Source organism: Catellatospora methionotrophica (assembly GCF_011297335.1).
Lineage (GTDB): Bacteria > Actinomycetota > Actinomycetes > Mycobacteriales > Micromonosporaceae > Catellatospora > Catellatospora methionotrophica.
Window position 1 is genome coordinate 189,870 of record NZ_JAAOTJ010000007.1, and the last position, 21,348, is coordinate 211,217.

The following is a 21,348-nucleotide window of genomic DNA, read 5'->3' on the forward strand; positions in this document are numbered from 1 at the left end:
GTGTCCAGTGAACAGAAGGTGGATAACGGGGCGGTGGGCCACGCGCCTCACCCGGCCCCGGCCGCCCAGAAGACGAGCTGGTGGAAGGACGAGGCGCAGGAGTCGACGCGCCGCAACCTCGGCCTGGTCGGGGTGCTGCTGGCGCTGTTCGCGATCGGCGCGTTCATCCGGCCGGATCTCTACAGCGACGCCGACTGGGTCGTCAACAACATCATGGTCATCCTGACCCAGGCGGCCGCGATCGGCGTCATCACCGTCGGCATGACCTTCGTGATCATCGGTGGCGGCATCGACCTGTCCGTCGGGGCGCTGATCGCGCTGTCGGGGGTGTGGGCCACCACGCTCGCCACGCAGAGCTTCGGCCCGGTCGGCATGATCTTCACCGCGGTCGCGGTCGGCATCGGCGCGGGCCTGGTCAACGGCGCGCTCGTCGCGTACGGCAAGCTGGTGCCCTTCATCGCCACCCTGGCCATGCTGGTCGCGGCGCGCGGTCTGGCCGCGCAGATCTCCGGCAAGCAGACCCAGATCTCCACCGACACGTTCATCAACAGCCTCGCCACCACCCGCCCGCTGGGCATCCCGATGCTGGTCATCATCCTGCTGGTGGTCGCCGGGCTCGGCTGGGTGCTGCTCAACCGCACCACCTTCGGCCGGCGCACCGTCGCCATCGGCGGCAACCCCGAGGCGGCCCGGCTGGCCGGCATCAACGTCCGCGGCCACACCATGCTGCTGTACGCCCTGTCGGGTCTGTGCTGCGGCATCGCCGCCATCATGCTCACCTCGCTCGCCACCTCGTCCCAGGCGGCCGCGGCCGAACTCTACGAACTCGACGCGATCGCCGCGGCGATCATCGGCGGCACGCTGCTCTCCGGCGGCCGCGGCACCATCGTCGGCTCGCTGTTCGGCGTGATCGTGTTCTCCGCGATCACCAACCTGTTCGCCATCGCCAACCTGCCCACCGAGGTCCAGAACATGGTCAAGGGCGCGATCATCGTGGTCGCGGTCCTTCTCCAGCAGGTGCGGTTCTCGTCCATCACGCAGTTCGCCCGAAGGCACGGTCTCACTCGGGCGAAACCGCAGACCTGACCGCCCGCGGCGCCGGGCAGCCCGCCCGGCCCGCAACCGCACAGGTTCCATCACCGCACAGCCCGCTCCACCTGGGGTGACCGTCGAACGCGACGGCCGCCAGGCCGAATGCACCCTCGCGACGACCAGGAGGTCGTGATGACCAACCCGATTCCGGACACGTCCCGCCGCCGGCTCCTCTTCGGCGGCACGGCGATCGCCGCCGGCGCCCTGCTTACCGCCTGCACCAGCAACGAGCAGACGCCGACCCCGACGCAGACCAAGGGCGCCGACACCGAAAACCCGAACACCGCCGCCGGCAAGGCGGTCACGATCGGCTTCTCCGCCCCGGCCGCCGACCACGGCTGGATCGCGGCGATCACCAACAACGCCAAGGCGCAGGCCGGGGCGTACAAGGACGTCACGTTCAAGCAGGTCGAGGCGGGCAAGGACGCCGCCGCCCAGCGTGCCGCGCTGGACACCCTGATCGCCGAGAAGCCCGACGTGATCGTGCTGCTGCCGCACGACGGCAAGGAGCTCAACGCGTTCGGCCTCAAGGCGATGGAGGCGGGCATCCCGGTCGTGAACCTGGACCGTGCCTTCCCCGACGCGCTGGCCTACCGCCTGCAGATCAAGGGCGACAACTACGGCATGGGCGTGGCCGCCGGCCACTACATCGGCAAGACGCTCAAGGCCAAGAACGTGGCCAGCCCGATCATCGGCGAGATCGCCGGCATGGACGAGCTGGAGCTGACCCAGGAGCGCAGCGCGGGCTTCAAGGCCGCGCTGGCCACCTACGGCTTCACCGTGGCCAACCGTCGCGCCGCGCGCTTCACCGCCGACAGCGGCCAGAAGGAGGCCCAGAACCTCCTGCAGGCGCTGCCGAAGATGGACGCGCTGTGGAACCACGACGACGACCAGGGCATCGGCGTGCTGGCCGCGATCACGGCGGCCAACCGTTCCGAGTTCTTCATGGTCGGCGGCGCCGGCTCGAAGAAGGCGATCGAGGACATCGCCGCCGACAAGACCGTGCTCAAGGCGACGGTCACCTACAGCCCGTCCATGGCGTCGTCGGCGATCTCGCTGGCCCGCCTGATCGCCCAGGGCCGTGGCATGTCGGACCTGGTCGAGCTGCAGGTGCCCAAGGAGGTCATCCTGGCTTCTGAGACGATCACGAAAGAGAACGCGAGCACGTACCTCAAGCTCGGTTTCTAAGCCCGACATGGTTCGCCCGCACCAGCGGGCTCGGTAACGGAGGAGCCCACCCCGTGTCCATAAACGACAATAAGGAACTGCGGGTCGGCATGGTCGGCTACGCGTTCATGGGCGCCGCGCACTCACAGGCGTGGCGCACCGTGAACCGCGCGTTCGACCTGCCCCTGCGGGTCCGGATGGCGGCGGTCTGCGGCCGTGACGAGGCCAAGGTGTCCGAGGCGGCCGACAAGCTCGGCTGGGACGGCTACGTCACGGACTGGCGGGAACTGATCGCCCGGGACGACATCGACGTGATCGACGTCTGCACGCCCGGCGACAGCCACGCCGAGATCACCATCGCCGCCCTCGCCGCGGGCAAGCACGTCATGTGCGAGAAACCGCTGGCGAACTCCGTGGCGGAGGCTCGGGCGATGGTCGATGCCGCAGCCGCGGCGCGGGAGTCGGGTATTCGTACGCTGTGCGGGTTCAACTACCGGCGCGTGCCGGCGGCGGCGCTGATGCGTCAGATGGTCGCCGCCGGCAGGCTCGGGGTGATCCGCCACGTGCGTGCCGTGTATCTCCAGGACTGGATCACCGATCCGGAGTTCCCGCTGGTCTGGAGGCTCCAGCAGGAGCGTGCCGGGTCCGGGGCGCTCGGCGACATCGGTGCGCACATCATCGACCTGACCCAGTACGTCACGGGGCAGCGCATCACCGGCGTGAGCGCGCTGACCGAGACGTTCATCAAGGAGCGGCCGATCCCGGCCGAGGCGAGCGGTCTCGCGGCCACCGGCAACGGCCAGGCCGTCGGCCAGGTGACCGTCGACGACGCCGCGCTGTTCACGGCGCGGCTGTCCGGCGGGGCCATCGCCACGTACGAGGCCAGCCGCTTCGCTCTGGGCCGCAAGAACGGCCTGCGGATCGAGATCAACGGTTCGCTGGGCTCGCTCGTGTTCGACCTGGAGCGCCTCAACGAGCTGGAGTTCTACGACGGCACCAAGCCGTCCGCCGAGCAGGGCTTCAACCGGATCCTGGTGACCGAGCCCGAGCACCCGTACCTGGCGGCCTGGTGGCCGCCGGGCCACATCATCGGGTACGAGCATTCCTTCACCCACCAGATGCGCGACTTCGTGCAGGCCGTGGCGGAGGGCGTCGACCCTCACCCCTCCTTCGAGGAGGCCCTCGGCGTGCAGCTCGTGCTCGAAGCGGTGCAGAGCTCCGCCGCGTCCGGGTCCGCCTGGACGCAGGTGGCGCAGCCCACCGTCCCGGTCGCGGCCTGACCGCGCCGGCACCGAACGTGGGAGGGCCGGCCGGACGCCGACCGACCGGCCCTCTCGCCCAACGACCCGGCGTGACCCGCCGCACTGGCTAACCGCACAGATCGGAGAGCGAACACATGCCCCGACCCATCACCCTGTTCACCGGCCAGTGGGCGGACCTTCCCTTCGAGGAGGTCTGCCGGCTGGCGTCCGAGTGGGGCTACGACGGCCTGGAGATCGCCTGCTGGGGCGACCACTTCGAGGTCGACAAGGCGCTGTCGGACGAGACCTACATCCCGCGCAAGCGCGCCCAGCTGGAGAAGTACGGGCTGAGCGTCTACGCGATCTCCAACCACCTGGTCGGGCAGGCCGTCTGCGACAACCCGATCGACGAGCGCCACAAGGGCATCCTGCCCGCCCGCATCTGGGGCGACGGCGAGCCCGAGGGCGTACGCCAGCGCGCCGCCGCCGAGATGGCCGACACCGCCCGCGCCGCCGCCAAGCTCGGGGTGAATGTGGTCGTCGGCTTCACCGGCTCGCCGATCTGGCACTTCGTGGCCATGTTCCCGCCGGTGCCGCAGTCGATGATCGACGCAGGTTACGAGGAGTTCGCCCGCCGCTGGCACCCGATCCTCGACGTGTACGACGAGGTCGGCGTGCGGTTCGCGCACGAGGTGCACCCGAGCGAGATCGCGTACGACTACCACACCACCCGCCGCACCCTGGACGCGCTGGGCAACCGGCCCGCGTTCGGGCTGAACTGGGACCCGTCGCACATGGTGTGGCAGGGCTGCGACCCGGTGAACTTCATCCTCGACTTCGCCGAGCGCATCTACCACGTGGACTGCAAGGACACGAAGGTGCGCATGGGCGACGGCCGCCGCGGCATCCTGTCGTCCCACCTGCCCTGGGCGGACCTGCGCCGGGGCTGGGACTTCGTGTCCACCGGCCACGGCGACGTGCCGTGGGAGGACTGCTTCCGCGCCCTGAACTCGATCGGCTACGACGGCCCGATCTCGATCGAGTGGGAGGACGCCGGCATGGACCGCCTCGTCGGTGCTCCCCAGGCGCTGGAGTTCGTCCGCGGCCTGCTCTTCGACCCGCCCACCGCCTCGTTCGACGCGGCTTTCAGCTCGGACTGACCCTCAGCCAGCCCCCGCCGGCCGCTGCTCCCACGTGACGGCCGGCGGGCCTGTCTCTCCACCGGCCTCGGCTCGAGAGCCTCGTCGCGTACGGGATCGCCCGCGCGCACTACGCCGTGCTGTGGAAAGCATGATCGCTGCCTGCGGTCAGAACCTGCGGTGTGACCCGAGGTTCTGACCGCAGACAGCGATCAATGGTTACCGGCGGTCGCTAGCAGCGGGGGACGCCGGGGATGAAGCCGTCGTAGCCGGTGTAGACGTAGGCGTCGGAGATGAAACGGCCCGAGCCGATGCGGTCCCAGATGTTGCTGGTGCCGTACGTGCCGGTGACCGTGGTGCCGGTCGTCTGGCACTGGATGGCGACGGTCGCGCCGTCGCTGACGGTGCCGACCGAGGAGTAGCTCGTGCCGGGGCCCGAGCGCACGGTCAGCGCCGTGCCCGCGGTGTTCACGGTGCCCTGCGCCGCGCCGCCGCCGCAGCCGTTGTCGCTGGTGTAGTTCTTGGTGCCCCAGTAGAGCGCGGTCGCGCCGTTGAACTTGATCTGGATGGCGGAGCCGCCGGAGCGCTGCTCGTAGTGCAGGTGGGGGCCGGTCGAGCCGCCGGTGGTGCCGACGTACCCGATCACGGTGCCGTACTTGACGGTCTGGCCCACGGACACGTTGAACGCGTTCAGGTGCGCGTAGTAGGTGGTGTAACCGCTGCCGTGGTTGATCCGGACGTACTTGCCGTAGCTGGTGTCACCGAGGTTGGTGACCACGTCGACCGTGCCGGGCGCGCTGGCCACGACCGGGTCGCCCTGGTCGTCGGTGCGGTTGAAGTCGATGGCGTTGGCGGGGCTGTGGTTGGTGCGGGTCTGGCCCGACCACACCTGGTTGCAGGGGAACGGGACCTTGAAGGTGGGGGCCGCCATCGCGGGCGAGGCCTCGACCAGGACGGCCGCGCCGATGGCGACGGTGGCCACGGCCAGCCCCAGGATGCGCTTGAGGTGCACGGGGGTGTTCCTTTCGGTGACGTGAGGGGGAAGGGTCAGGCGCAGTGTTCGAAACCGGAGGTGTAGCTGGTGCCGCCCGCGCTGCCGCCCCACTTGACGCAGTCCGGTGCGGTACGGATCACCGGCCCGGCGTAGTAGGAGTAGCTGCCCGAGTCTGTTGTTCTGCCGGCCCCCTGCGGTTCCAGGAACGCGCTGGTGGCGGTGGGGGTGCCGACGCTGGTCATCTTCAGGGTGATGACGCAGTTCTGGCCGGTGGAACCTTTCCACAGCAGGTTGGCGGTGCCCGCCGAGGCCAGCTTCACCGAGTCGATGATCTGGAACCCGCTGCCGCACTCGGCCGCCGGGTCGTACGACGTGGCGCAGTTGTTGCTGGTCACGTTGGCCGAGCCGTAGCCGAAGGTGCTGCCGTTGAAGACGGCCTTGATGATGTGCGACTGCGACCGGTCCGGGTAGCGCACCTCGTAGTGCAGGTGCGGTGAGATGCCGTTGCCCGGCTTGCTGGTGTTGCCGACCGAGCCGATGGCCTGGCCCCGCAGCACCGACTGGCCCGCGGTGACGGCGCGGGTGTCCAGGTGGGCGTAATAGGTGTAGTAACCGCCGCCGTGGTTGATGACGACGAGGTTGCCGTAGCCGTTGACTGAGCCCTGGTGGGCGGAGACGTCGACGGTGCCCGCGGCGGCCGCGACCACGGTGTCCCCGAGGTCGGCGGTGGCGGTGGAGCCGCGGTTGAAGTCGATCTCCCAGGAGACGTGGGCGCTGCTGTTGCTGCTGTTGCCGTTCCACGTCTGGCCGCAGGGGAAGGGCAGCTGGAACGCGGGCGCGGCGTGGGCCGGGCTGCCGAGCAGGACCGAGCCCGCCAGGCCGATTATCAGCGCGGCCGCGCCGGAGAGCAGCCGAAGTGGTCGCATGTGGACGTTTCCCTTCCGTGGGGTGGTGGAACAGGAAGCCCGTGACTGCGCGGGGTGACCACAGCGTCGCGACAAGCCCTCCAACGTTTCTCCAGAACCACTACAGCCGTTCAGCTCAGTGCTCTGGTCCGATCAGCCGAGCACGCGTAGGCTCAGGCGATCGATCACGGATCGTGTGGGTGGGGACGTGTCGGACCGGCTGAAAGTGCGCATCCTGGGCTCCTTCGAGTTGACCCTGGGCGGCGCCGACGCACCCGTGGGCGGTGTGAAGCCGCGTCAGCTCCTGGCCACCCTGGCGCTCAACCATGGCCGCACGGTGTCGGTGGATCAGCTGATCGAGGTGCTGTGGGGGCAGGACCCGCCCCGCTCCGCGCTGGCCAACGTGCAGACGTACGTCAGCGCGCTGCGCACCCGGCTGGGTGAGGACCGGCTGCGCCGCCAGGCGCCCGGCTACCGGCTGGAACTCGACAGCGCCGAGCTGGACGTGCTGCGCTTCGAGGAACTGGCCCGCGAGGGCGACCCGGACAGCCTCGACGCGGCCCTGGGCCTGTGGCGCGGCGAGCCGGTGGAGAACCTGCCCGCGTCGCCGCTGTGGCGCGCGGAGATCGACCGGCTGGTGGAGCGCCGCCGGGGAGTCCGGCAGACCCGGGCCCGGCTGCGCATCGAGGCCGGGCAGCCCGCGGCGGCCGTCGACGAGCTGCGGCGGCTGGTCGCCGAGGAGCCGCTGCGCGAGGAGGCGTGGTCACTGCTGGTGACCGCGTTGCGCGACGCGGGACACCGGGCCGAGGCCCTTTCGGCGTACGCCACCGCGCGCCGCACGCTCACCGAGGAGCTGGGCGTGGAACCGGGCGAGCCGCTGCGCCGCCTGCACCGCACGCTGCTGGTCGAGCAGGAGGGTCCGGCGCTGCCGGGCACCCGGCTGGACGGCGCGGCCGCGCTGGTGCTGCGTGGCCTGGCCCGCCTCGGCATCACGGCCACCCCGGGCTGGGTGCCCGCCGCGCTGCTGGACCGGCCGGACGCGACGGAGGTGCTCGACGCGCTCGACCGGGCCCGGCTGCTGCGCCCCTCCGGCACCGACGACCTGAACCAGCCGCGTTACGGGCTGCCGGTGCTGGTCGGCCTGCTCGCCCCGGACCTGCCGGGCGAGGCGATCGGCGCGGCCCTGACCCGCGTGCTCGGCGGATACCTGGCCCTGGCCGAACGCGCCGCCGCGGGGCTGCCGCCGCAGGTGTTCGGCCCGGGGGTCACCGTCGCCGCGCGCTGGCCGGTGCCCGGCGCGGCCGAGCTGGCCCGCGATCCGGTGCGCTGGTTCGCGGCCGAACGGGAGGCGCTGCTCGGCGCGGTCGAGGCCGCCGCCGCCAACGGGCTGTCCGATCTGGCCTGGGAGCTGGCCCATGCCATGGTCGCCTGGTGCGACATGGGCGGGCACACCGCCGAGTGGGAGCAGACGCACCGGGTCGCGCTGGCGGCGTGCCGGGCGCAGGGCAACCTGCTCGGCGAGGCGGTGACCCTGCGCGGGCTGGGCCAGCTGCACCTGTACCGGGACCACTACGAGGAGGCCTCGGAGGCGTTCAGCCGGGCCCGGCTGCTGTTCGCGCGGCTGGGCAACCTGTGCGGGCAGGCCGCGGCGCTGGCCGGGCTCGGCACCGGGCACCGCATCCGGGGCGAGCACGACGAGGCGCTGGACTGCTACCGGCAGGCACTGGAGGCGTACCGGCTGCTCGGGCATCGGCACGGGGAGGCGTACGCACGCGGTGCGCTGGGCATGGTGTGGCTGGCCAAGGGCGACCTCGCCGAGGCGTACCGCGACTTCACGGCCGGGCTGGCCATCGCCGAGCTGATCGGCGACGCGCACCGGGCCGCGCTGCTGACCCGCCAGCTCGGTCTGGTCCGGCTGCGCAGCGGGGAGCCCGCGCACGCGCGAGCGGACCTGATCGCCGCGCTGGACCGGTTCGCGGTGCTCGGCGACGCGCACTGCGAGGCGTACTGCCTGACCGACCTGGCGGCGCTGGAGGCCCCCGAGGTCGCGGTGCAGCGGCTCACCCAGGCGCTGGAGATCTTCGAGCGGATCGGTGACCGCCGTGCCCAGGCGCAGACCGCGCGCCGCCTCGGCGAACTGCACCGCGGCGACGAGCGCTTCGGCCTGTCCGACGCCTACCTGGCCGAGGCCCGCCGCCTGCAGTCCACCGTGGAGATGTCCCGCCTCACCCCGTCGTGAGACCCCTGCGCGCGGACGGATGCTGACCTGAGCGGGTTCACCGGCCGCGGAAGGTCCTGCGGTACGACGACGGCGAGGTGCGCATGCATCGGCTGAAGTGGTGCCGGAAGGTTGCCGGTGAGTCGAAACCCACGGCGGCGGCGACCTGCTCAACGGGGGAGTCGGAGGTCTCCAGCAGGGGCAGGCTCGCCGCCACCCGCTGGTCGATGAGCCAGCGGATCGGGCTGGTGCCGGTGTGCCGGGCGAAGTGCCGCAGGAAGCTGCGCGGCGACATGCGCGCGTGCGCGGCCAGCAGGTTCACCGTCAGCGGTTCGGTCAGGTGGTCCAGGGCCCAGGCCATGGCACGGGCCACGCCGTCGTCGTCGACCACGTCGCGTACGGGCAGCTCGATGAACTGGGCCTGGCCGCCGTCGCGGTGCGGCGGTAGCACTAGCCGCCGGGCGACGGTGTTGGCGATCCGTGCCCCGTGGTCGCGGCGCACCAGGTGCAGGCACAGGTCCAGCCCCGCGGCGCTGCCCGCGCTGGTGATCACCTGCCCGCTGTCGACGTAGAGCACGTCGGGGGTGACCTCGACCAGCGGGTGGCGCTCGCGCAGCAGCGGGGCGTACTTCCAGTGCGTGGTGGCCGCGCGGCCGTCCAGCAGGCCCGCCGCGGCCAGCGCGAACGCGCCGGAGCAGATGGACACCATGCGCGCGCCCCGCGCGGCGGCCGTACGCAGCGCGCCGACCAGGGCGGGGGAGACCTCGGCGCATACGTCGGCCACCCCGGGCACGATCACCGTGTCGGCGGCGGCCAGCACGTCCAGGCCGTGCCGGGCGGTGATCGAGAAGCCGCCGACGGTCGGCATCGGCTCCGTGGTCTCGGCGCAGACGTCGAGGTCGTACCAGGCGACGTCGAGTTCGGGGCGGGGCAGGCCGAACACCTCCACGACGCAGCCCAGCTCGAACGGGGCCATCCCGGCGAAGGCGAGCACCGCGATCCGGTGCCGGGCGCGGGTCTCCAGTGTCACGGGCGTACCCATGGCGAGATCTTAGCGGACAGCGGCGTTCACGCCACTTCTGGCCGTCCGCCCTGGTCGACAGGATGGAACCACTGGCCGACCCGAAGGAGCCGCACATGTCCACCGCCGTCCTCTCCGCAGTGCTCAGCACGCCTCCGGCCGTCGCCGACGTCGCCGCCGCCCACTTCGCAGCCCGCCTGTCGTTCGAGGCTGACGTGTCCGACGTACACGCCGACCTGGCCTCGGGCGCGCCCGGATTCGTGCTGGTGGACTCGCGCTCGCTGGAGGCGTGGGAGCAGGGCCACCTGCCGGGCGCGGTGCACCTGCCCACGGCGGAGATCGCCGCGCGCGCCGCCGAGGTCGTCCCGGCGGGCAGTGTCGTGGTCACCTACTGCTGGGGGCCGGGCTGCAACGGCGCGACCAGGGCCGCGCTGGCCTTCGCACGCCTCGGCTACCAGGTCAAGGAGATGCTCGGCGGGTACGAGTACTGGGTGCGCGAGGGCTTCGACACGCAGACCTTCCTCGGCCTCCGAAAGAACGACGTCGACCCGCTGACGGCCCCCGCGAACGGTGCGGCCTGCGCCTGCTGACCGCAGGGATCGATACCGGTGAGGATCGGCCATTGACGACACGCCGGGCCTATGTGGGGCCGCTGTTGTGGATGTGCCACTAGATGTAGTGTGAGCGCATCGCTGGTTCACCCCTCCGGTCCCCCCATGGGACCGGGTCGAGGGGTGCGCGCGAGCCGCCGCAGGGCGGCCCGCGCAGAGGGAATCCGGTGCGATTCCGGAGCTGCCCCGCAGCGGTGAGTGGGAACGAAAACCGTCCCGCGCCCTCCTGGGAGGGATGCGGACAGCACTGGGCCGGTCCGGCCTGGGAAGCGACGGTCTAGGGGGTCGACAGCGGCACGGGACCACCGTGCGGCCCGGCCGTGCCCACGAGCCCGAAGACCTGCCAGCGTGCGTGCCGCGGACGGTTCCGCGACACGCCCCGCTCCACCCGCGCCATGCCCGACCTGCCGATCTACGGCGGACCGGGCCCGGTTCCGTGCGGGCGCCCTCGCGCCCGCCGGAGCCTCCGGCGTGGGCAGGGACGGGACACCGGGCCGCGCGGGATGGTCCACGGTGGACGGCACGTCTCCTGGACCATCAGGGCGGCTGCTGTTCGCGTGCCCTCCCGCGCTTCGACGAGGGGGAGCGCACGCTTTGACCAGCACCACCTTCCGCAACACCGCCACGACCGGCGACGCCGGTGCGCAGGCCGCAGCGGGCCAGCCGCTGCCCACGCAGACGCTGGCGACCCAGCTCGCCGCCGCCGCGCAGGGGCTGCCCGACGTGGACCACCGCCAGGTGCTCGACCCGGTGACGGCGGGCGTCTGGCCCGGTGCGACCGAGGCCGACCTGCGGCTGCGCGCCATCGAGACGGCCGCCGCCCTGGTCGCGCAGGAGCCGTCGTACAGCCGCCTGGCGGCACGGCTGCTCACGGTGCACATCGCCGCCGAGGCGGCCACCCAGGGCGTGACCGGCTTCCCGAGTTCCGTGCGCACCGCGCACGCCGCCGGGCTGCTGGCCGACGACCTGGCCGCGTTCGTCGCCGCGCACGCCGCCGAGCTGGGGGAGCTCGTCGACCCGGCCGCCGACGAGCGCTTCGAATACTTCGGACTGCGCACCGTGTACGACCGCTACCTGCTGCGGCACCCGGTGACCCGCAAGGTGCTGGAGACACCCCAGGACTTCCTGCTGCGGGTGGCCTGCGGCCTGATGGGGGAGACCGGTGACGCGGGCACGGCCGGTCGGCGGCTGCCCGGCAGCACCGCCGAGGTCGCCCGGCTGTACGCGATCCTCAGCCGCCTGGCCTACCTGCCCAGCTCGCCGACGCTGTTCAACGCCGGTGCCCGCCGCCCGCAGCTGAGCAGCTGCTTCCTGCTGGACTCGCCGCGCGACGAGCTGGAGTCGATCTACGAGCGCTACGGGCAGATCGCCCGGCTGTCCAAGTACGCCGGGGGCATCGGGGTGGCGTGGAGCCGGATCCGCTCGCGGGGGTCGCTGATCCGCGGCACCAACGGGCTGTCCAACGGCATCGTGCCCTGGCTGCGCACCCTCGACGCCAGCGTCGCCGCGGTCAACCAGGGCGGCCGCCGCAAGGGCGCGGCCTGCGTCTACCTGGAGACCTGGCACGCCGACCTGGACGAGTTCCTGCAGCTGCGCGACTCGACCGGCGAGGAGAGCCGCCGCACCCACAACCTGCACCTGGCCAACTGGGTGCCCGACGAGTTCATGCGCCGGGTCGAGGCCGACGCGAGCTGGTCGCTGTTCGACCCGAAGGACACCCCCGAGCTCGTCGACCTGTGGGGTGACGCGTTCGACACGGCCTACCGGGCCGCGGAGGCCGCCGGGCGCGCGGTGCGCACGGTCAACGCCCGTGAGCTGTACGGCCGCATGATGCGCACCCTGGCGCAGACCGGCAACGGCTGGATGACGTTCAAGGACGCCGCCAACCGCGCCTGCAACCAGACCGCGGTCCCCGGCAACACCGTGCACCTGTCCAACCTGTGCACCGAGATCCTGGAGGTGACCAGCGACGGCGAGACCGCGGTGTGCAACCTCGGCTCGGTCAACCTGGCCGCCCACCTCGGCGCCGACGGCGTCGACTGGGACGCGCTGCGCGACACGGTGCGCGTCGCGGTACGCGTGCTCGACCGCACCATCGACCTGTCCTACTACCCGACCGGGGAGGCGGCCGGGGCCAACAACCGCTGGCGGCCGATCGGCCTGGGCGTGATGGGCCTGGCCGACGTGTTCTTCGCGCTGCGGCTGGACTTCGACTCGCCCGAGGCGCTGGCCCTGTCCACCCGCATCGCCGAGGAGATCGCGCTCGCCGCGTACGACACCAGCGCCGACCTGGCCGCCGAGCTGGGCACCCATCCGTCGTACGCCGACACCCGCGCCGCCCGTGGTGTGCTGCACCCCGACCACTATCCGGACGCGGTCCGCACCCGCCCCTGGGCGTGGGACGAGCTGGCCGCCAAGGTGGCCCGCACCGGCCTGCGCAACTCGCTGCTCATCGCGATCGCGCCCACGGCCACCATCGCCTCGATCGCCGGCAGCGCCGAGTGCATCGAGCCTCCCGTCGCCAACGTCTTCAAGCGCGAAACCCTGTCCGGCGAGTTCCTGCAGGTGAACCGTTACCTGGTAGACGAACTCAAGGCCCACGGACTGTGGACCGCCGCCCTGCGCGAGGCCATCCTCGCCGCCGAGGGCTCCGTCGCGAACATCGCCGAGGTCCCCGCCGACCTGCGCAAGCGCTTCCGCACCGCCTGGGAGCTCCCGCAGCGCGCCCTCATCGACCTCGCTGCCGCCCGCACCCCCTTCATCGACCAGTCCCAGTCCCTGAACCTCTTCATGGCCTCGCCCGACATCGGCAAGCTCTCCTCGATGTACGCCTACGCCTGGAGGAAGGGCCTGAAGACCACCTACTACCTCCGCTCCCGGCCCGCCACCGCCATCGCCCAGACCACGGTGAGGAAGGGCACCTTCCCATCGGCTTCCGTGGAGGAAGGGCACCTTCCCCACGGCGCACCCGGCGGCGCGGCGCCGGGCGGCCTGCCCGGTCAGCCGCTGCGGCAGGCGTCCGGCCTGATCAACCTGAACCTGGAAAACCCTGAGATCTGCGAGGCCTGCCAGTGACGACCGACGCCAAGAAGATGCTGCTGGACCCGGGCCTCGACCTGACCCTGCGGCCGATGCGCTACCCGGACTTCTACGAGCGCTACCGGGCCGCGATCCGCAACACCTGGACCGTCGAGGAGGTCGACCTCGGCAACGACCTGCCCGACCTGGCCACCCTCAGCGCGGGCGAGCGGCACCTGGTCAACCGGCTGGTGGCGTTCTTCGCCACCGGCGACACCATCGTGGCCAACAACCTGGTGCTGAACCTGTACCGGCACATCAACGCCCCCGAGGCCCGGCTCTACCTGAGCCGCCAGCTGTTCGAGGAGGCGGTGCACGTCCAGTTCTACCTGACCCTGCTGGACACGTACCTGCCCGACGACCACGAGCGGGCGCAGGCGTTCGCGGCGGTCGAGAACATCCCGTCGATCGCCCGCAAGGCCCGGTTCTGCTTCGAGTGGATCGACTCGGTGTTCGACGTGCCCGAACTGACCACCGCCGACGACCGGCGGCGTTTCCTGCTCAACCTGATCTGCTTCGCGGCCTGCATCGAGGGCCTGTTCTTCTACGGCGCCTTCGCGTACGTCTACTGGCTGCGCTCGCGCGGCCTGCTGGACGGGCTGGCCGCGGGCACGAACTGGGTGTTCCGCGACGAGTCGATGCACATGGACTTCGCCTTCGCGGTCGTCGACACGGTGCGGGCCGAGGAGCCCGAGCTGTTCGACGACGAGCTGGGCAAGTCCGTCACGCGGATGATGGAGGACGCGGTCGACGCCGAACTGGCATTCGCCGAGGACCTGTGCGGCGCGGGGCTGCCCGGCATGACCCTGCCCGACATGCGCGAGTATCTGCAGTACGTCGCCGACCAGCGGCTCGCCCGGCTCGGCCTGCCGGCCCGGTTCGGCTCGCGCAACCCGTTCCCGTTCATGGCCCTGCAGGACGTGCAGGAGCTGGCGAACTTCTTCGAGCGCCGGGTCACCGCCTACCAGGTGGCCGTCACCGGCACGGTCAGCCTCGACGAGGACTTCTGAGCCTCAGCTCTCGGCAAGGATCGCGCTGAAGCGCTTCTCGGCGAGGTCGAACTGGGCGAAGATGTGCGCCTTGACCTCGCCGAGAAGCGGCGTGTCCGGCCGGGCCACCAGTTCCCGCAGCAGCGGGACCAGGGGCTGGTACTTGGTGGCGGCGCGCAGCACCTTCGGGCCGATGGTGTGGATGACGCCGACCCCGTTGTCGGTGAAGTCCGAGACCTTGATGATCCGCGCCCACGGGTCGACGTCCAGCGACTCCACGACGTGCTCGCGATACTGCTCGTCCTTGTCGCGGTCGAGGTCGTACTCCGGGTTGGTGACCGCGTTGACCAGCTGCGCGACGCGGGGGCCGAACCGGTCGGCGAGCACGGCGAGGGCTTCGTCGCGCGGCGGGGGACCGCCCCGGTGGGGGCGGCCGACGAGGCCCCACGGCTGGTCCTCGACAGCGTCGTGCAGCAGGGCGGCGACCAGCACGTCCCGGTCGGTGACCCGGTAGTACGTGATGATCCGGATGGTGACGCGCAGCAGGTGGTTGAGGTACGGCTCGCGCACCCGCCGCTGCTCGGCGTGCAGCCCGGCGGCCAGCACCAGCGCCTCGGTGAGGACGGCCTGGTCGGATTCGGGCAGTCGCTGGATCTCCAGGGCGAACCGGTCACGCAGACCCTGCTCGCCCAGCACCTCCGTGATGGCGTGCAGGGGCATGGTCATGAGGTAAGCCGGGTTGTCCATGCCGCCGTTTATATCGGATCAACGCCGCCCGCGCGCTCCCTCTTATATGGACGACGATGAACACCGTCCCCGATGTCGGTCTTGCGACACGGGGACGGTGGCTGTCGGGCGTGCGCGGTCAGCGGGGGATCTTCGTGCGGTTGCGGTCGGCCAGTGCCCTGGCCAGGCTGAACGGCGGATTCACCGGCGCCCGCTGCGGCTCGGCACTTCCTCGCGGGCCGGGGATGACCGACGCGGGGACCTGCGCGCGGTGGCGCACCCGGGTCGCCTCGACCCCGTCGAACTCCTCCTGGGTCATCGCCTGCAGGGCGTTGAACGTCACCCCGATCAGGCACAGCGCCGACAGCAGCACGATCGGCACGATGAGCACGAACGGGCTGAGCCCGGAGACCTGGCCGGTGCCGTCGGTGTCCAGGGTGACCCGGATGGCGGCCATGCCGGTGTAGTGCATGCCGCACACGGCCAGGCCCATCACCGCCGCCGCGCCCACGATGGCACGCATGCTGGAGACGGTGACGGTGAACCACAGCGCGACGGTCGCGGCGACCACGGCGATCAGCACGGACGCGGCGACCATGCCGAGGTCATAGCTGACGTGCCCGGCGACGCGCATCGCGGCCATGCCGCTGTAGTGCATCGCGACCACGCCGAGCCCGGTGAAGCCGCCGCCCGCCACGATCCGGGTCGCGGACCGGCGGCCCTGGCCCACGATGAACAACCCGATGCCGACGGTGACGATCGCCAGGGCCAGGCTGATGAACGTGACGACCGGGTCGTAGCGGACCGGGCTGTGCGGCACGTCGAAACCGATGATCGCCATGAAGTGCATGAGCCAGATGCCGGTGCCGCCGATGGACAGCGCGGCGATGACCAGCCAGCGGGCCCGGCGCCCGGTAGTGGGGGCGCGGCGGGCGCGGGCCGTGCAGACCAGACCGAGCAGCGAGCCGATGAAGGCCATCAGGTACGCCGTCACCGGGTTGAACCAGCCGTATGCGAAATGGTGCACTTCTGCCATGTGAGGGCCTCCGAGCGTTGAGGAGGATGCCATTGGCACACGAATGTTGAGCGCGCAATCGCACAGTGTGTCCGTGCCCGCACTGTCGATCACCGCTGGCGCGCGCCGGGTAGCGTCAGCGGCATGGCAGGCACGAGTGCGTCGGTGGTCGCCCTGGTCGGCATCGACGGCTCGGGCAAGACCACACAGGCGGTACGGCTGGCCGCGGCGCTGTGCGCGGCCGGGGTCACGGCCCGCTACGGCCGCAACGCGGGCGGCCGGCGGTTCCTGGGCCGGGTCGCCCGCAGGTTCGGCCGCGAGGACGCCGTGTCCCTGCTGGGCCGTCGTGGCCTGCTCACCATCGAGGCGGTGCTGCGCTGGCTCGCCATCGCCCGGTCACTGGTCAGCGCGCGGTTGACCGGCGCGACCGCGGTGATGGACCGCTACACCCCTTGCCAGCTGGTCAGCATTCGGGCACATCAGGGCGGCAACTGGCTGACGCGGACGGTACGCGCGGCGTATGCCCCTTTCCCCCGTCCGGCTGTCATCATCTTTCTCGACGTCCCGCCCGAGGTGGCATATCACCGGGTGGAGCACCGCGGCGAGGACCACGAGGACATCGAATATCTGAACGCGAGCTACGCCGCCTATAAAGACGTACTGTCGGATGCGGTACACGTCGACGGCACCGGTGATCCGGACGCGGTCGCGCGGGCGGTCTGGGCGGTCGTCTGGCCAGTCGTTAAACGTGGTTTGGCAGTTGACGCCGGGCTGTCATGAAAGTAAGTTTCAAACGTGGCGAAGAAGACGAAAGTTTCCGAGGAGAATGACGGCGCGCGCGCCGGTCAGGAACCGGCCGGGCTGATAGTTCAGATCAACGGTCTGCTGCCCGCGCTCTCCCCGGCCGAACAGCGCGTGGCACGGCTCGTGCTCGCCGATCCGGCCGCCTCGGCCCGCCGCACCATCACCGACCTGTCCGCCGCCGCGGAGACCTCCGAGGCGACGGTCATCCGCTTCTGCCGGTCCATCGGCATGTCGGGCTACCCGCAGCTGCGCATCCGGCTCGCCGCCGAGGCCGCGCGCCGGGTCGAGCCGACCGACTCCCGGGTGGTCGGCGGGGACATCCCGCCCGGCGCCGACATGGCGCAGATCATCGCCACCATCGCCTTCAACGACGCCCGCGCGGTCGAGGAGACAGCCGAGCAGCTCGACCCCGAGGTCTGCGACAAGATCGTGGACGCGCTGGTGAAGGCGTCCCGGGTCGAGGTCTTCGGCGCGGGCGCGAGCGGCTTCGTCGCCGCCGACTTCCAGGCCAAGCTGCACCGCATAGGCCGCGTGGCGTACTACTGGCCCGACCTGCACACCTCGCTCACCTCGGCGGCCCTGCTCGGCCCCGGTGACGTGGCGCTGGGCATCTCGCACACCGGCACCACCGCCGACACCATCGACGTGCTGGAGCGGGCCAAGGCCGCGGGCGCGGTGACCGTGGCGCTGACCAACTTCCCCCGCTCGCCGATCTGCGACGTCGCCGACTTCGTGCTGACGACCGCGGCCCGCGAGACCACGTACCGGTCGGGCGCGATGGCCAGCCGCCTGGCCCAGCTCACGGTGGTGGACTGCCTGTTCGTGGGGGTGGCCGCACGCACCCGCACCAGGGCCCGCAAGGCGCTCGAGGTCACCGCCGAAGCGGTGCGCGGACGACGCCTCGGCACCACGCGCCGCCGGTCCGGCGATGCCTGAGCTGCCCACCAGCGCGCTCCCGGTCCGTGTCGACGCACCGACGGAGCGGCGCTACGCCCCCAGCACCGATCTCGACCTGCTCGACACCCGCCAGATCCTGCGCGTGATCAACGAGGCCGACCGCACGGTCGCCGAGGCCGTCGGCGCGGTGCTCGACCCGCTGGCCGTGGTGGTCGAGGACGCCGTGGCGGCCCTGCAGCGGGGCAACCGCGTGCACTACGTCGGCGCGGGCACCTCCGGCCGGCTGGGCGTGCTCGACGCGGCCGAGCTGCCGCCGACCTTCAACGCTCCGCCGAGCTGGTTCTGCGCCCACATCGCCGGTGGCCCCGGCGCGCTGCTGGCCGCGGTCGAGGACGCCGAGGACGACGTGGAGGGCGGGGCCGAGGAACTCGCCCGGTGCGCCCGCACCGGAGACGTGGTCGTAGGCATCGCCGCCAGTGGCCGCACGCCGTACGTGCTCGGCGCGCTGCGCGCGGCCGGGGAGCTGGGCTGCCGGACCGCACTGATCGCCGCCAACCCCGATGCCGACGCGGCGGCCTGGGTGGACGTGTTCATCGGCGTCGACACCGGCCCCGAGGTGATCACCGGCTCGACCCGGATGAAAGCCGCCACGGCTCAGAAGCTGCTGCTCAACGCGTTCTCCAGCGCGGTCATGGTGCGCCTGGGACGGGTGTTCTCCAACTTCATGATCGACATGGTGCCGACCAACGCGAAACTGCGCGGCCGCATGCTCAACATTCTCGTCGAGGCGACCGGCCACGACGAAGAGGACTGCCGCCGCACGCTGGACGCCGCCGGTGGCGACCTGCGCGCCGCCCTGGTCGCGCTGCTCGCCGGCCGCGAGGTCGCCGCCGCTCGGGGAGCCCTGGCCGGTCACGGCAACCGCGTTCGCGACGCCGTAGCCTCCCTCACCGAATAACCTGCGACCGCGTCTTCACCGCTTTATCGCTGTTTCGTGTCAGAACGTGTGATCTGACCGGCGTTCTCGACCGTAAACAGCGATCAAGGCGCTTATGCGGCGATGGGGTGATCCCCATTGGCGGGTTCTTCGTGGCCGAATGGGTGTGCTTTTCACTCCGTGGGGTATGTGCGTCCTGCGTTCGGGTGGGCTGGGTGTGGAACCGTGCAATAGCGCGCGGGCCCGGACGTCACAAGAAATGGCGACGCAGGTCACAGCGTTGTAGTGAGGTGGATCGCTGTACCCTGGGCAGCTCCGTGGTGTCATAAATAGGGCATTGCGGACCGGTTGGCTCGCTCCCAGCGAGTCGGTAAGTCGGTATCAGCGAGTTCACAGCTTTTCGTGACAGTTTCGATGGGCAACGCGGAATCATCTCCGGGCGTCATCTGTTGTGAAGGTGTCAGTACCGCAAGGCCCTGCGGCGATTACGTGGGAGGGACCCGAACGTGGAGAACATGACCATGCTGCGCACCGACCAGGTGGCTGAGGAGCGAGACCTCGTCGGTGTATATCTGCACGAGATCTCGCGTACTCCGCTGCTGGACGCGGCGCAGGAGGTCGACCTCTCGAAGGCGATCGAGGCAGGACTATATGCTGAGCATCTGCTGGAGGCCGACAAGCTCAAGCGCGGGCTGAAGCGCGACGAGCTGGAGAAGCTGGTTGCCGACGGCAGCCACGCCAAGGACCTGTTCATTCGTGCGAACCTGCGCCTGGTGGTGTCCATCGCGCGCCGTTACGTGCGCTCGGGCATGCCCATGCTGGACCTGATCCAGGAGGGCAACACCGGCCTGGTCCGGGCCGTCGAGAAGTTCGACTACGTGAAGGGCTACAAGTTCTCCACGTACGCGACCTGGTGGATCCGGCAGGCGATCAGCCGTGCCATCGCCCAGCAGGAGCGCACCGTGCGGCTGCCCGTCCACCTGGTGGAGGACGTCAACCGGATGCGCAACGTGACCCGCCAGCTCACCCGTGAGCTGGGCAGCGACCCGGAGCCGGACCAGATCGCGGCCGCGCTCGGCGTCACCGTCGAGCGGGTGACCGAACTGATCCGCTGGTCGCAGGACACCGTCTCGCTCGACACGCCCGTGGGCGACGACGGCGACACCAACCTGGGTGACCTGGTCGCCGACCGTGACACGCCCAGCCCGGAGGAGATCGTCCTCTCGGCGCTGGAGCGCCAGCGGATCGAGGGCCTGCTCAACCACCTCGACGACCGTTCCGCCGGCATCATGCGCGCGCGGTACGGCCTGGAGGACGGTCGCGAGCACTCGCTGACCGAGGTGGCGTCGCGGTTCTCCCTGTCTCGCGAGCGCATCCGCCAGCTGGAGATCCAGGCGCTGGGCCGGCTGCGCGAACTGGCCCGCGCGGAGGGCCTGCAGTCCGTCTGACCCGACCTTCCTCCCCGACTGACGAAGAAGCCCTCTCCCGGAACCGGGAGAGGGCTTCTTGCCGTGGTCGATCGGGTTACACGCGCACCCGGCCGTAGCCGTAGGGGGACATCATGTTGACGCTGGCGACCTTAACGACCTCACCGGTGGTGGGCGCGTGGATCACCTTGCCGCTGCCGACGTAGATCGCCACGTGCCCCAGTCCCGAGTAGAAGACCAGGTCGCCCGGTAGTAACTGGGATCGGCTGATATGGGTCGTCTCGCGCCACTGCGTGGCCGCCTGGTGGTAGAGGCCCACGCCTGCGGCTTTCCATGCGGCCATGGTCAGGCCCGAGCAGTCGTACCCGCCCGGCCCGTCGGCGCCCCACACGTACGGCTTGCCGAGCTGCTTGTACGCGAACGACACCGCGATACCGGCCTTGCCCTTGTACTTGGGGATGCTGCCGGTGTAGGTGGACGACTTCTCGTCGAGCAGTCCGGCCTTGCGCCGCAGTTCCTTGAGCGCGGCCAGGTCGCGTTCGATGCCCTTGCGCTGGGTCTCGACCACCGTGAACCGGGTGGTCTGCTCCTGCAGCCGGGCGTCGAGCGCCGCCTTGACCTCGAACCGGTCGCCGGCTGCCCGGCGCGCCTCGTCGATCTGCGACCGCTGGCTCGTCGCGAGCTGGTCCAGGGAACTGAGCCGGGCCAGCAGCTTGCCGTCGCCGGACGAGTCCAGCAGCGCGTTCCAGCCGCTGAACGACCCGGTGCGGTACGCGGTCGCGGCGATCCGGGCGACGTTGCCCTTGGCCTGGTCGGCCTTGACCTCCAGCGGGCCCAGCTCCACCTGGAGCGCGGCGGCCTCGGCGCGGGTCTGCTTGAGCTGCGCGTTGAGCTTGTTGTACTGCTCGACGACCTTCTCCAGCTGGTCGGATTTCTCCGAGATCTGCTTGCGGAGTTCGGCGGCGCTGGGCGCGGCGTGCGCGGGAGAGCCGGTCGCGAGAAGTCCGATGATCAGTGCACCGGCGGGGGCTAACAGGCGCGCCGCGGCGCGCCAGCCCCTGCCATGGGGGGATGACAAGGTATGAGT

The 21,348-nt window shown here is 71.0% G+C and carries 18 protein-coding genes and 1 riboswitch; of the genes, 12 read left to right on the forward strand and 6 right to left on the reverse strand.

Going from position 1 to position 21,348, the window contains the following annotated elements; translation table 11 throughout:
- The 4 genes from HAV40_RS18725 to HAV40_RS18740 all read left to right on the forward strand — a co-directional run bounded on the left by HAV40_RS18725 (position 1) and on the right by HAV40_RS18740 (position 4,660).
- On the forward strand, positions 1–1,086 hold the full coding sequence (locus HAV40_RS18725) for an ABC transporter permease (RefSeq protein ID WP_409364945.1): 1,086 nt from the start codon (positions 1–3) through the stop codon (positions 1,084–1,086).
- Positions 1,087–1,224: 138 nt separating this feature from the next.
- Positions 1,225–2,280 (forward strand): substrate-binding domain-containing protein, encoded by a 1,056-nt coding sequence (locus HAV40_RS18730; protein ID WP_166382968.1) that lies wholly within the window; start codon positions 1,225–1,227, stop codon positions 2,278–2,280.
- Between the two features lie 89 nt (positions 2,281–2,369).
- The gene (locus HAV40_RS18735; protein WP_203671158.1) at positions 2,370–3,539 is read left to right on the forward strand and encodes a Gfo/Idh/MocA family protein; all 1,170 of its coding nucleotides are present in this window, start codon (positions 2,370–2,372) and stop codon (positions 3,537–3,539) included.
- Between the two features lie 116 nt (positions 3,540–3,655).
- Complete coding sequence (locus HAV40_RS18740; protein ID WP_166382972.1) at positions 3,656–4,660, forward strand: sugar phosphate isomerase/epimerase family protein; 1,005 nt, start codon at positions 3,656–3,658, stop codon at positions 4,658–4,660.
- Between the two features lie 211 nt (positions 4,661–4,871).
- On the opposite strand, the gene HAV40_RS18745 is transcribed toward HAV40_RS18740, so the two are convergent.
- Together HAV40_RS18745 and HAV40_RS18750 are read right to left on the reverse strand one after the other, a co-directional pair.
- Positions 4,872–5,651, reverse strand: a complete 780-nt coding sequence (locus HAV40_RS18745) for a M23 family metallopeptidase (protein WP_166382974.1) — start codon at positions 5,649–5,651, stop codon at positions 4,872–4,874.
- A gap of 35 nt (positions 5,652–5,686) precedes the next feature.
- Positions 5,687–6,559 carry a M23 family metallopeptidase gene (locus tag HAV40_RS18750; protein ID WP_239085990.1) on the reverse strand — a complete coding sequence of 291 codons (873 nt, stop codon included), beginning with the start codon at positions 6,557–6,559 and terminating at the stop codon, positions 5,687–5,689.
- A 187-nt stretch (positions 6,560–6,746) separates the two neighbouring features.
- On the opposite strand from HAV40_RS18750, the gene HAV40_RS18755 reads away from it, so the two are divergent.
- A complete protein-coding gene (locus HAV40_RS18755; RefSeq protein WP_166382976.1) occupies positions 6,747–8,777 on the forward strand; it encodes an AfsR/SARP family transcriptional regulator in 2,031 nt (676 codons plus the stop codon).
- A 37-nt stretch (positions 8,778–8,814) separates the two neighbouring features.
- On the opposite strand, the gene HAV40_RS18760 is transcribed toward HAV40_RS18755, so the two are convergent.
- Positions 8,815–9,798, reverse strand: a complete 984-nt coding sequence (locus tag HAV40_RS18760) for a helix-turn-helix domain-containing protein (RefSeq protein ID WP_166382978.1) — start codon at positions 9,796–9,798, stop codon at positions 8,815–8,817.
- Between the two features lie 95 nt (positions 9,799–9,893).
- On the opposite strand from HAV40_RS18760, the gene HAV40_RS18765 reads away from it, so the two are divergent.
- The 3 genes from HAV40_RS18765 (at position 9,894) to HAV40_RS18775 (ending at position 14,476) form a co-directional block, all read left to right on the forward strand.
- Positions 9,894–10,367 carry a rhodanese-like domain-containing protein gene (locus tag HAV40_RS18765; protein ID WP_166382980.1) on the forward strand — a complete coding sequence of 158 codons (474 nt, stop codon included), beginning with the start codon at positions 9,894–9,896 and terminating at the stop codon, positions 10,365–10,367.
- 178 nt (positions 10,368–10,545) lie between these two features.
- Positions 10,546–10,730, forward strand: a riboswitch (cobalamin riboswitch).
- Positions 10,731–10,982: 252 nt separating this feature from the next.
- Positions 10,983–13,463 (forward strand): ribonucleoside-diphosphate reductase subunit alpha, encoded by a 2,481-nt coding sequence (locus HAV40_RS18770; protein ID WP_203671132.1) that lies wholly within the window; start codon positions 10,983–10,985, stop codon positions 13,461–13,463.
- Between the two features lie 17 nt (positions 13,464–13,480).
- Positions 13,481–14,476 (forward strand): ribonucleotide-diphosphate reductase subunit beta, encoded by a 996-nt coding sequence (locus HAV40_RS18775; protein WP_166383196.1) that lies wholly within the window; start codon positions 13,481–13,483, stop codon positions 14,474–14,476.
- Between the two features lie 3 nt (positions 14,477–14,479).
- Here HAV40_RS18775 and HAV40_RS18780 read toward each other — a convergent pair whose 3' ends face one another.
- Both HAV40_RS18780 and HAV40_RS18785 read right to left on the reverse strand, forming a co-directional pair.
- Positions 14,480–15,202, reverse strand: coding sequence for an HD domain-containing protein (locus HAV40_RS18780; protein ID WP_166382982.1), 723 nt, complete (start codon positions 15,200–15,202; stop codon positions 14,480–14,482).
- 118 nt (positions 15,203–15,320) lie between these two features.
- Positions 15,321–16,217 carry an MHYT domain-containing protein gene (locus HAV40_RS18785; protein WP_166382984.1) on the reverse strand — a complete coding sequence of 299 codons (897 nt, stop codon included), beginning with the start codon at positions 16,215–16,217 and terminating at the stop codon, positions 15,321–15,323.
- A 144-nt stretch (positions 16,218–16,361) separates the two neighbouring features.
- Here HAV40_RS18785 and HAV40_RS18790 point away from each other — a divergent pair, with 144 nt between their 5' ends.
- The 4 genes from HAV40_RS18790 to HAV40_RS18805 all read left to right on the forward strand — a co-directional run bounded on the left by HAV40_RS18790 (position 16,362) and on the right by HAV40_RS18805 (position 20,282).
- Positions 16,362–16,976 carry a dTMP kinase gene (locus HAV40_RS18790; RefSeq protein WP_239085992.1) on the forward strand — a complete coding sequence of 205 codons (615 nt, stop codon included), beginning with the start codon at positions 16,362–16,364 and terminating at the stop codon, positions 16,974–16,976.
- Between the two features lie 15 nt (positions 16,977–16,991).
- Complete coding sequence (locus HAV40_RS18795; RefSeq protein WP_166382988.1) at positions 16,992–17,936, forward strand: MurR/RpiR family transcriptional regulator; 945 nt, start codon at positions 16,992–16,994, stop codon at positions 17,934–17,936.
- The gene (locus HAV40_RS18800; RefSeq protein ID WP_166382990.1) at positions 17,929–18,855 is read left to right on the forward strand and encodes an N-acetylmuramic acid 6-phosphate etherase; all 927 of its coding nucleotides are present in this window, start codon (positions 17,929–17,931) and stop codon (positions 18,853–18,855) included. The genes HAV40_RS18795 and HAV40_RS18800 overlap by 8 nt, the downstream gene beginning before the upstream one ends.
- A gap of 494 nt (positions 18,856–19,349) precedes the next feature.
- Positions 19,350–20,282, forward strand: a complete 933-nt coding sequence (locus HAV40_RS18805) for a sigma-70 family RNA polymerase sigma factor (RefSeq protein ID WP_155369971.1) — start codon at positions 19,350–19,352, stop codon at positions 20,280–20,282.
- 76 nt (positions 20,283–20,358) lie between these two features.
- Here HAV40_RS18805 and HAV40_RS18810 read toward each other — a convergent pair whose 3' ends face one another.
- Entirely contained in the window at positions 20,359–21,339 is a 981-nt protein-coding gene (locus HAV40_RS18810; RefSeq protein WP_239085994.1) for an NlpC/P60 family protein, read from the reverse strand.
- Between the last annotated feature and the right edge of the window lie 9 nt (positions 21,340–21,348).

What these genes read in the sequence shown, in the direction of transcription:
- HAV40_RS18760 (WP_166382978.1), bottom strand. Translation starts at nt 9,798, where the DNA reads ATGGGTACGCCCGTGACACTGGAGACCCGCGCCCGGCACCGGATCGCG.
- HAV40_RS18735 (WP_203671158.1), top strand. Translation starts at nt 2,370, where the DNA reads ATGGTCGGCTACGCGTTCATGGGCGCCGCGCACTCACAGGCGTGGCGC.
- HAV40_RS18740 (WP_166382972.1), top strand. Translation starts at nt 3,656, where the DNA reads ATGCCCCGACCCATCACCCTGTTCACCGGCCAGTGGGCGGACCTTCCC.
- HAV40_RS18785 (WP_166382984.1), bottom strand. Translation starts at nt 16,217, where the DNA reads ATGGCAGAAGTGCACCATTTCGCATACGGCTGGTTCAACCCGGTGACG.
- HAV40_RS18750 (WP_239085990.1), bottom strand. Translation starts at nt 6,559, where the DNA reads ATGCGACCACTTCGGCTGCTCTCCGGCGCGGCCGCGCTGATAATCGGC.
- HAV40_RS18800 (WP_166382990.1), top strand. Translation starts at nt 17,929, where the DNA reads ATGCCTGAGCTGCCCACCAGCGCGCTCCCGGTCCGTGTCGACGCACCG.
- HAV40_RS18805 (WP_155369971.1), top strand. Translation starts at nt 19,350, where the DNA reads ATGACCATGCTGCGCACCGACCAGGTGGCTGAGGAGCGAGACCTCGTC.
- HAV40_RS18765 (WP_166382980.1), top strand. Translation starts at nt 9,894, where the DNA reads ATGTCCACCGCCGTCCTCTCCGCAGTGCTCAGCACGCCTCCGGCCGTC.
- HAV40_RS18780 (WP_166382982.1), bottom strand. Translation starts at nt 15,202, where the DNA reads ATGGACAACCCGGCTTACCTCATGACCATGCCCCTGCACGCCATCACG.
- HAV40_RS18775 (WP_166383196.1), top strand. Translation starts at nt 13,481, where the DNA reads ATGCTGCTGGACCCGGGCCTCGACCTGACCCTGCGGCCGATGCGCTAC.
- HAV40_RS18730 (WP_166382968.1), top strand. Translation starts at nt 1,225, where the DNA reads ATGACCAACCCGATTCCGGACACGTCCCGCCGCCGGCTCCTCTTCGGC.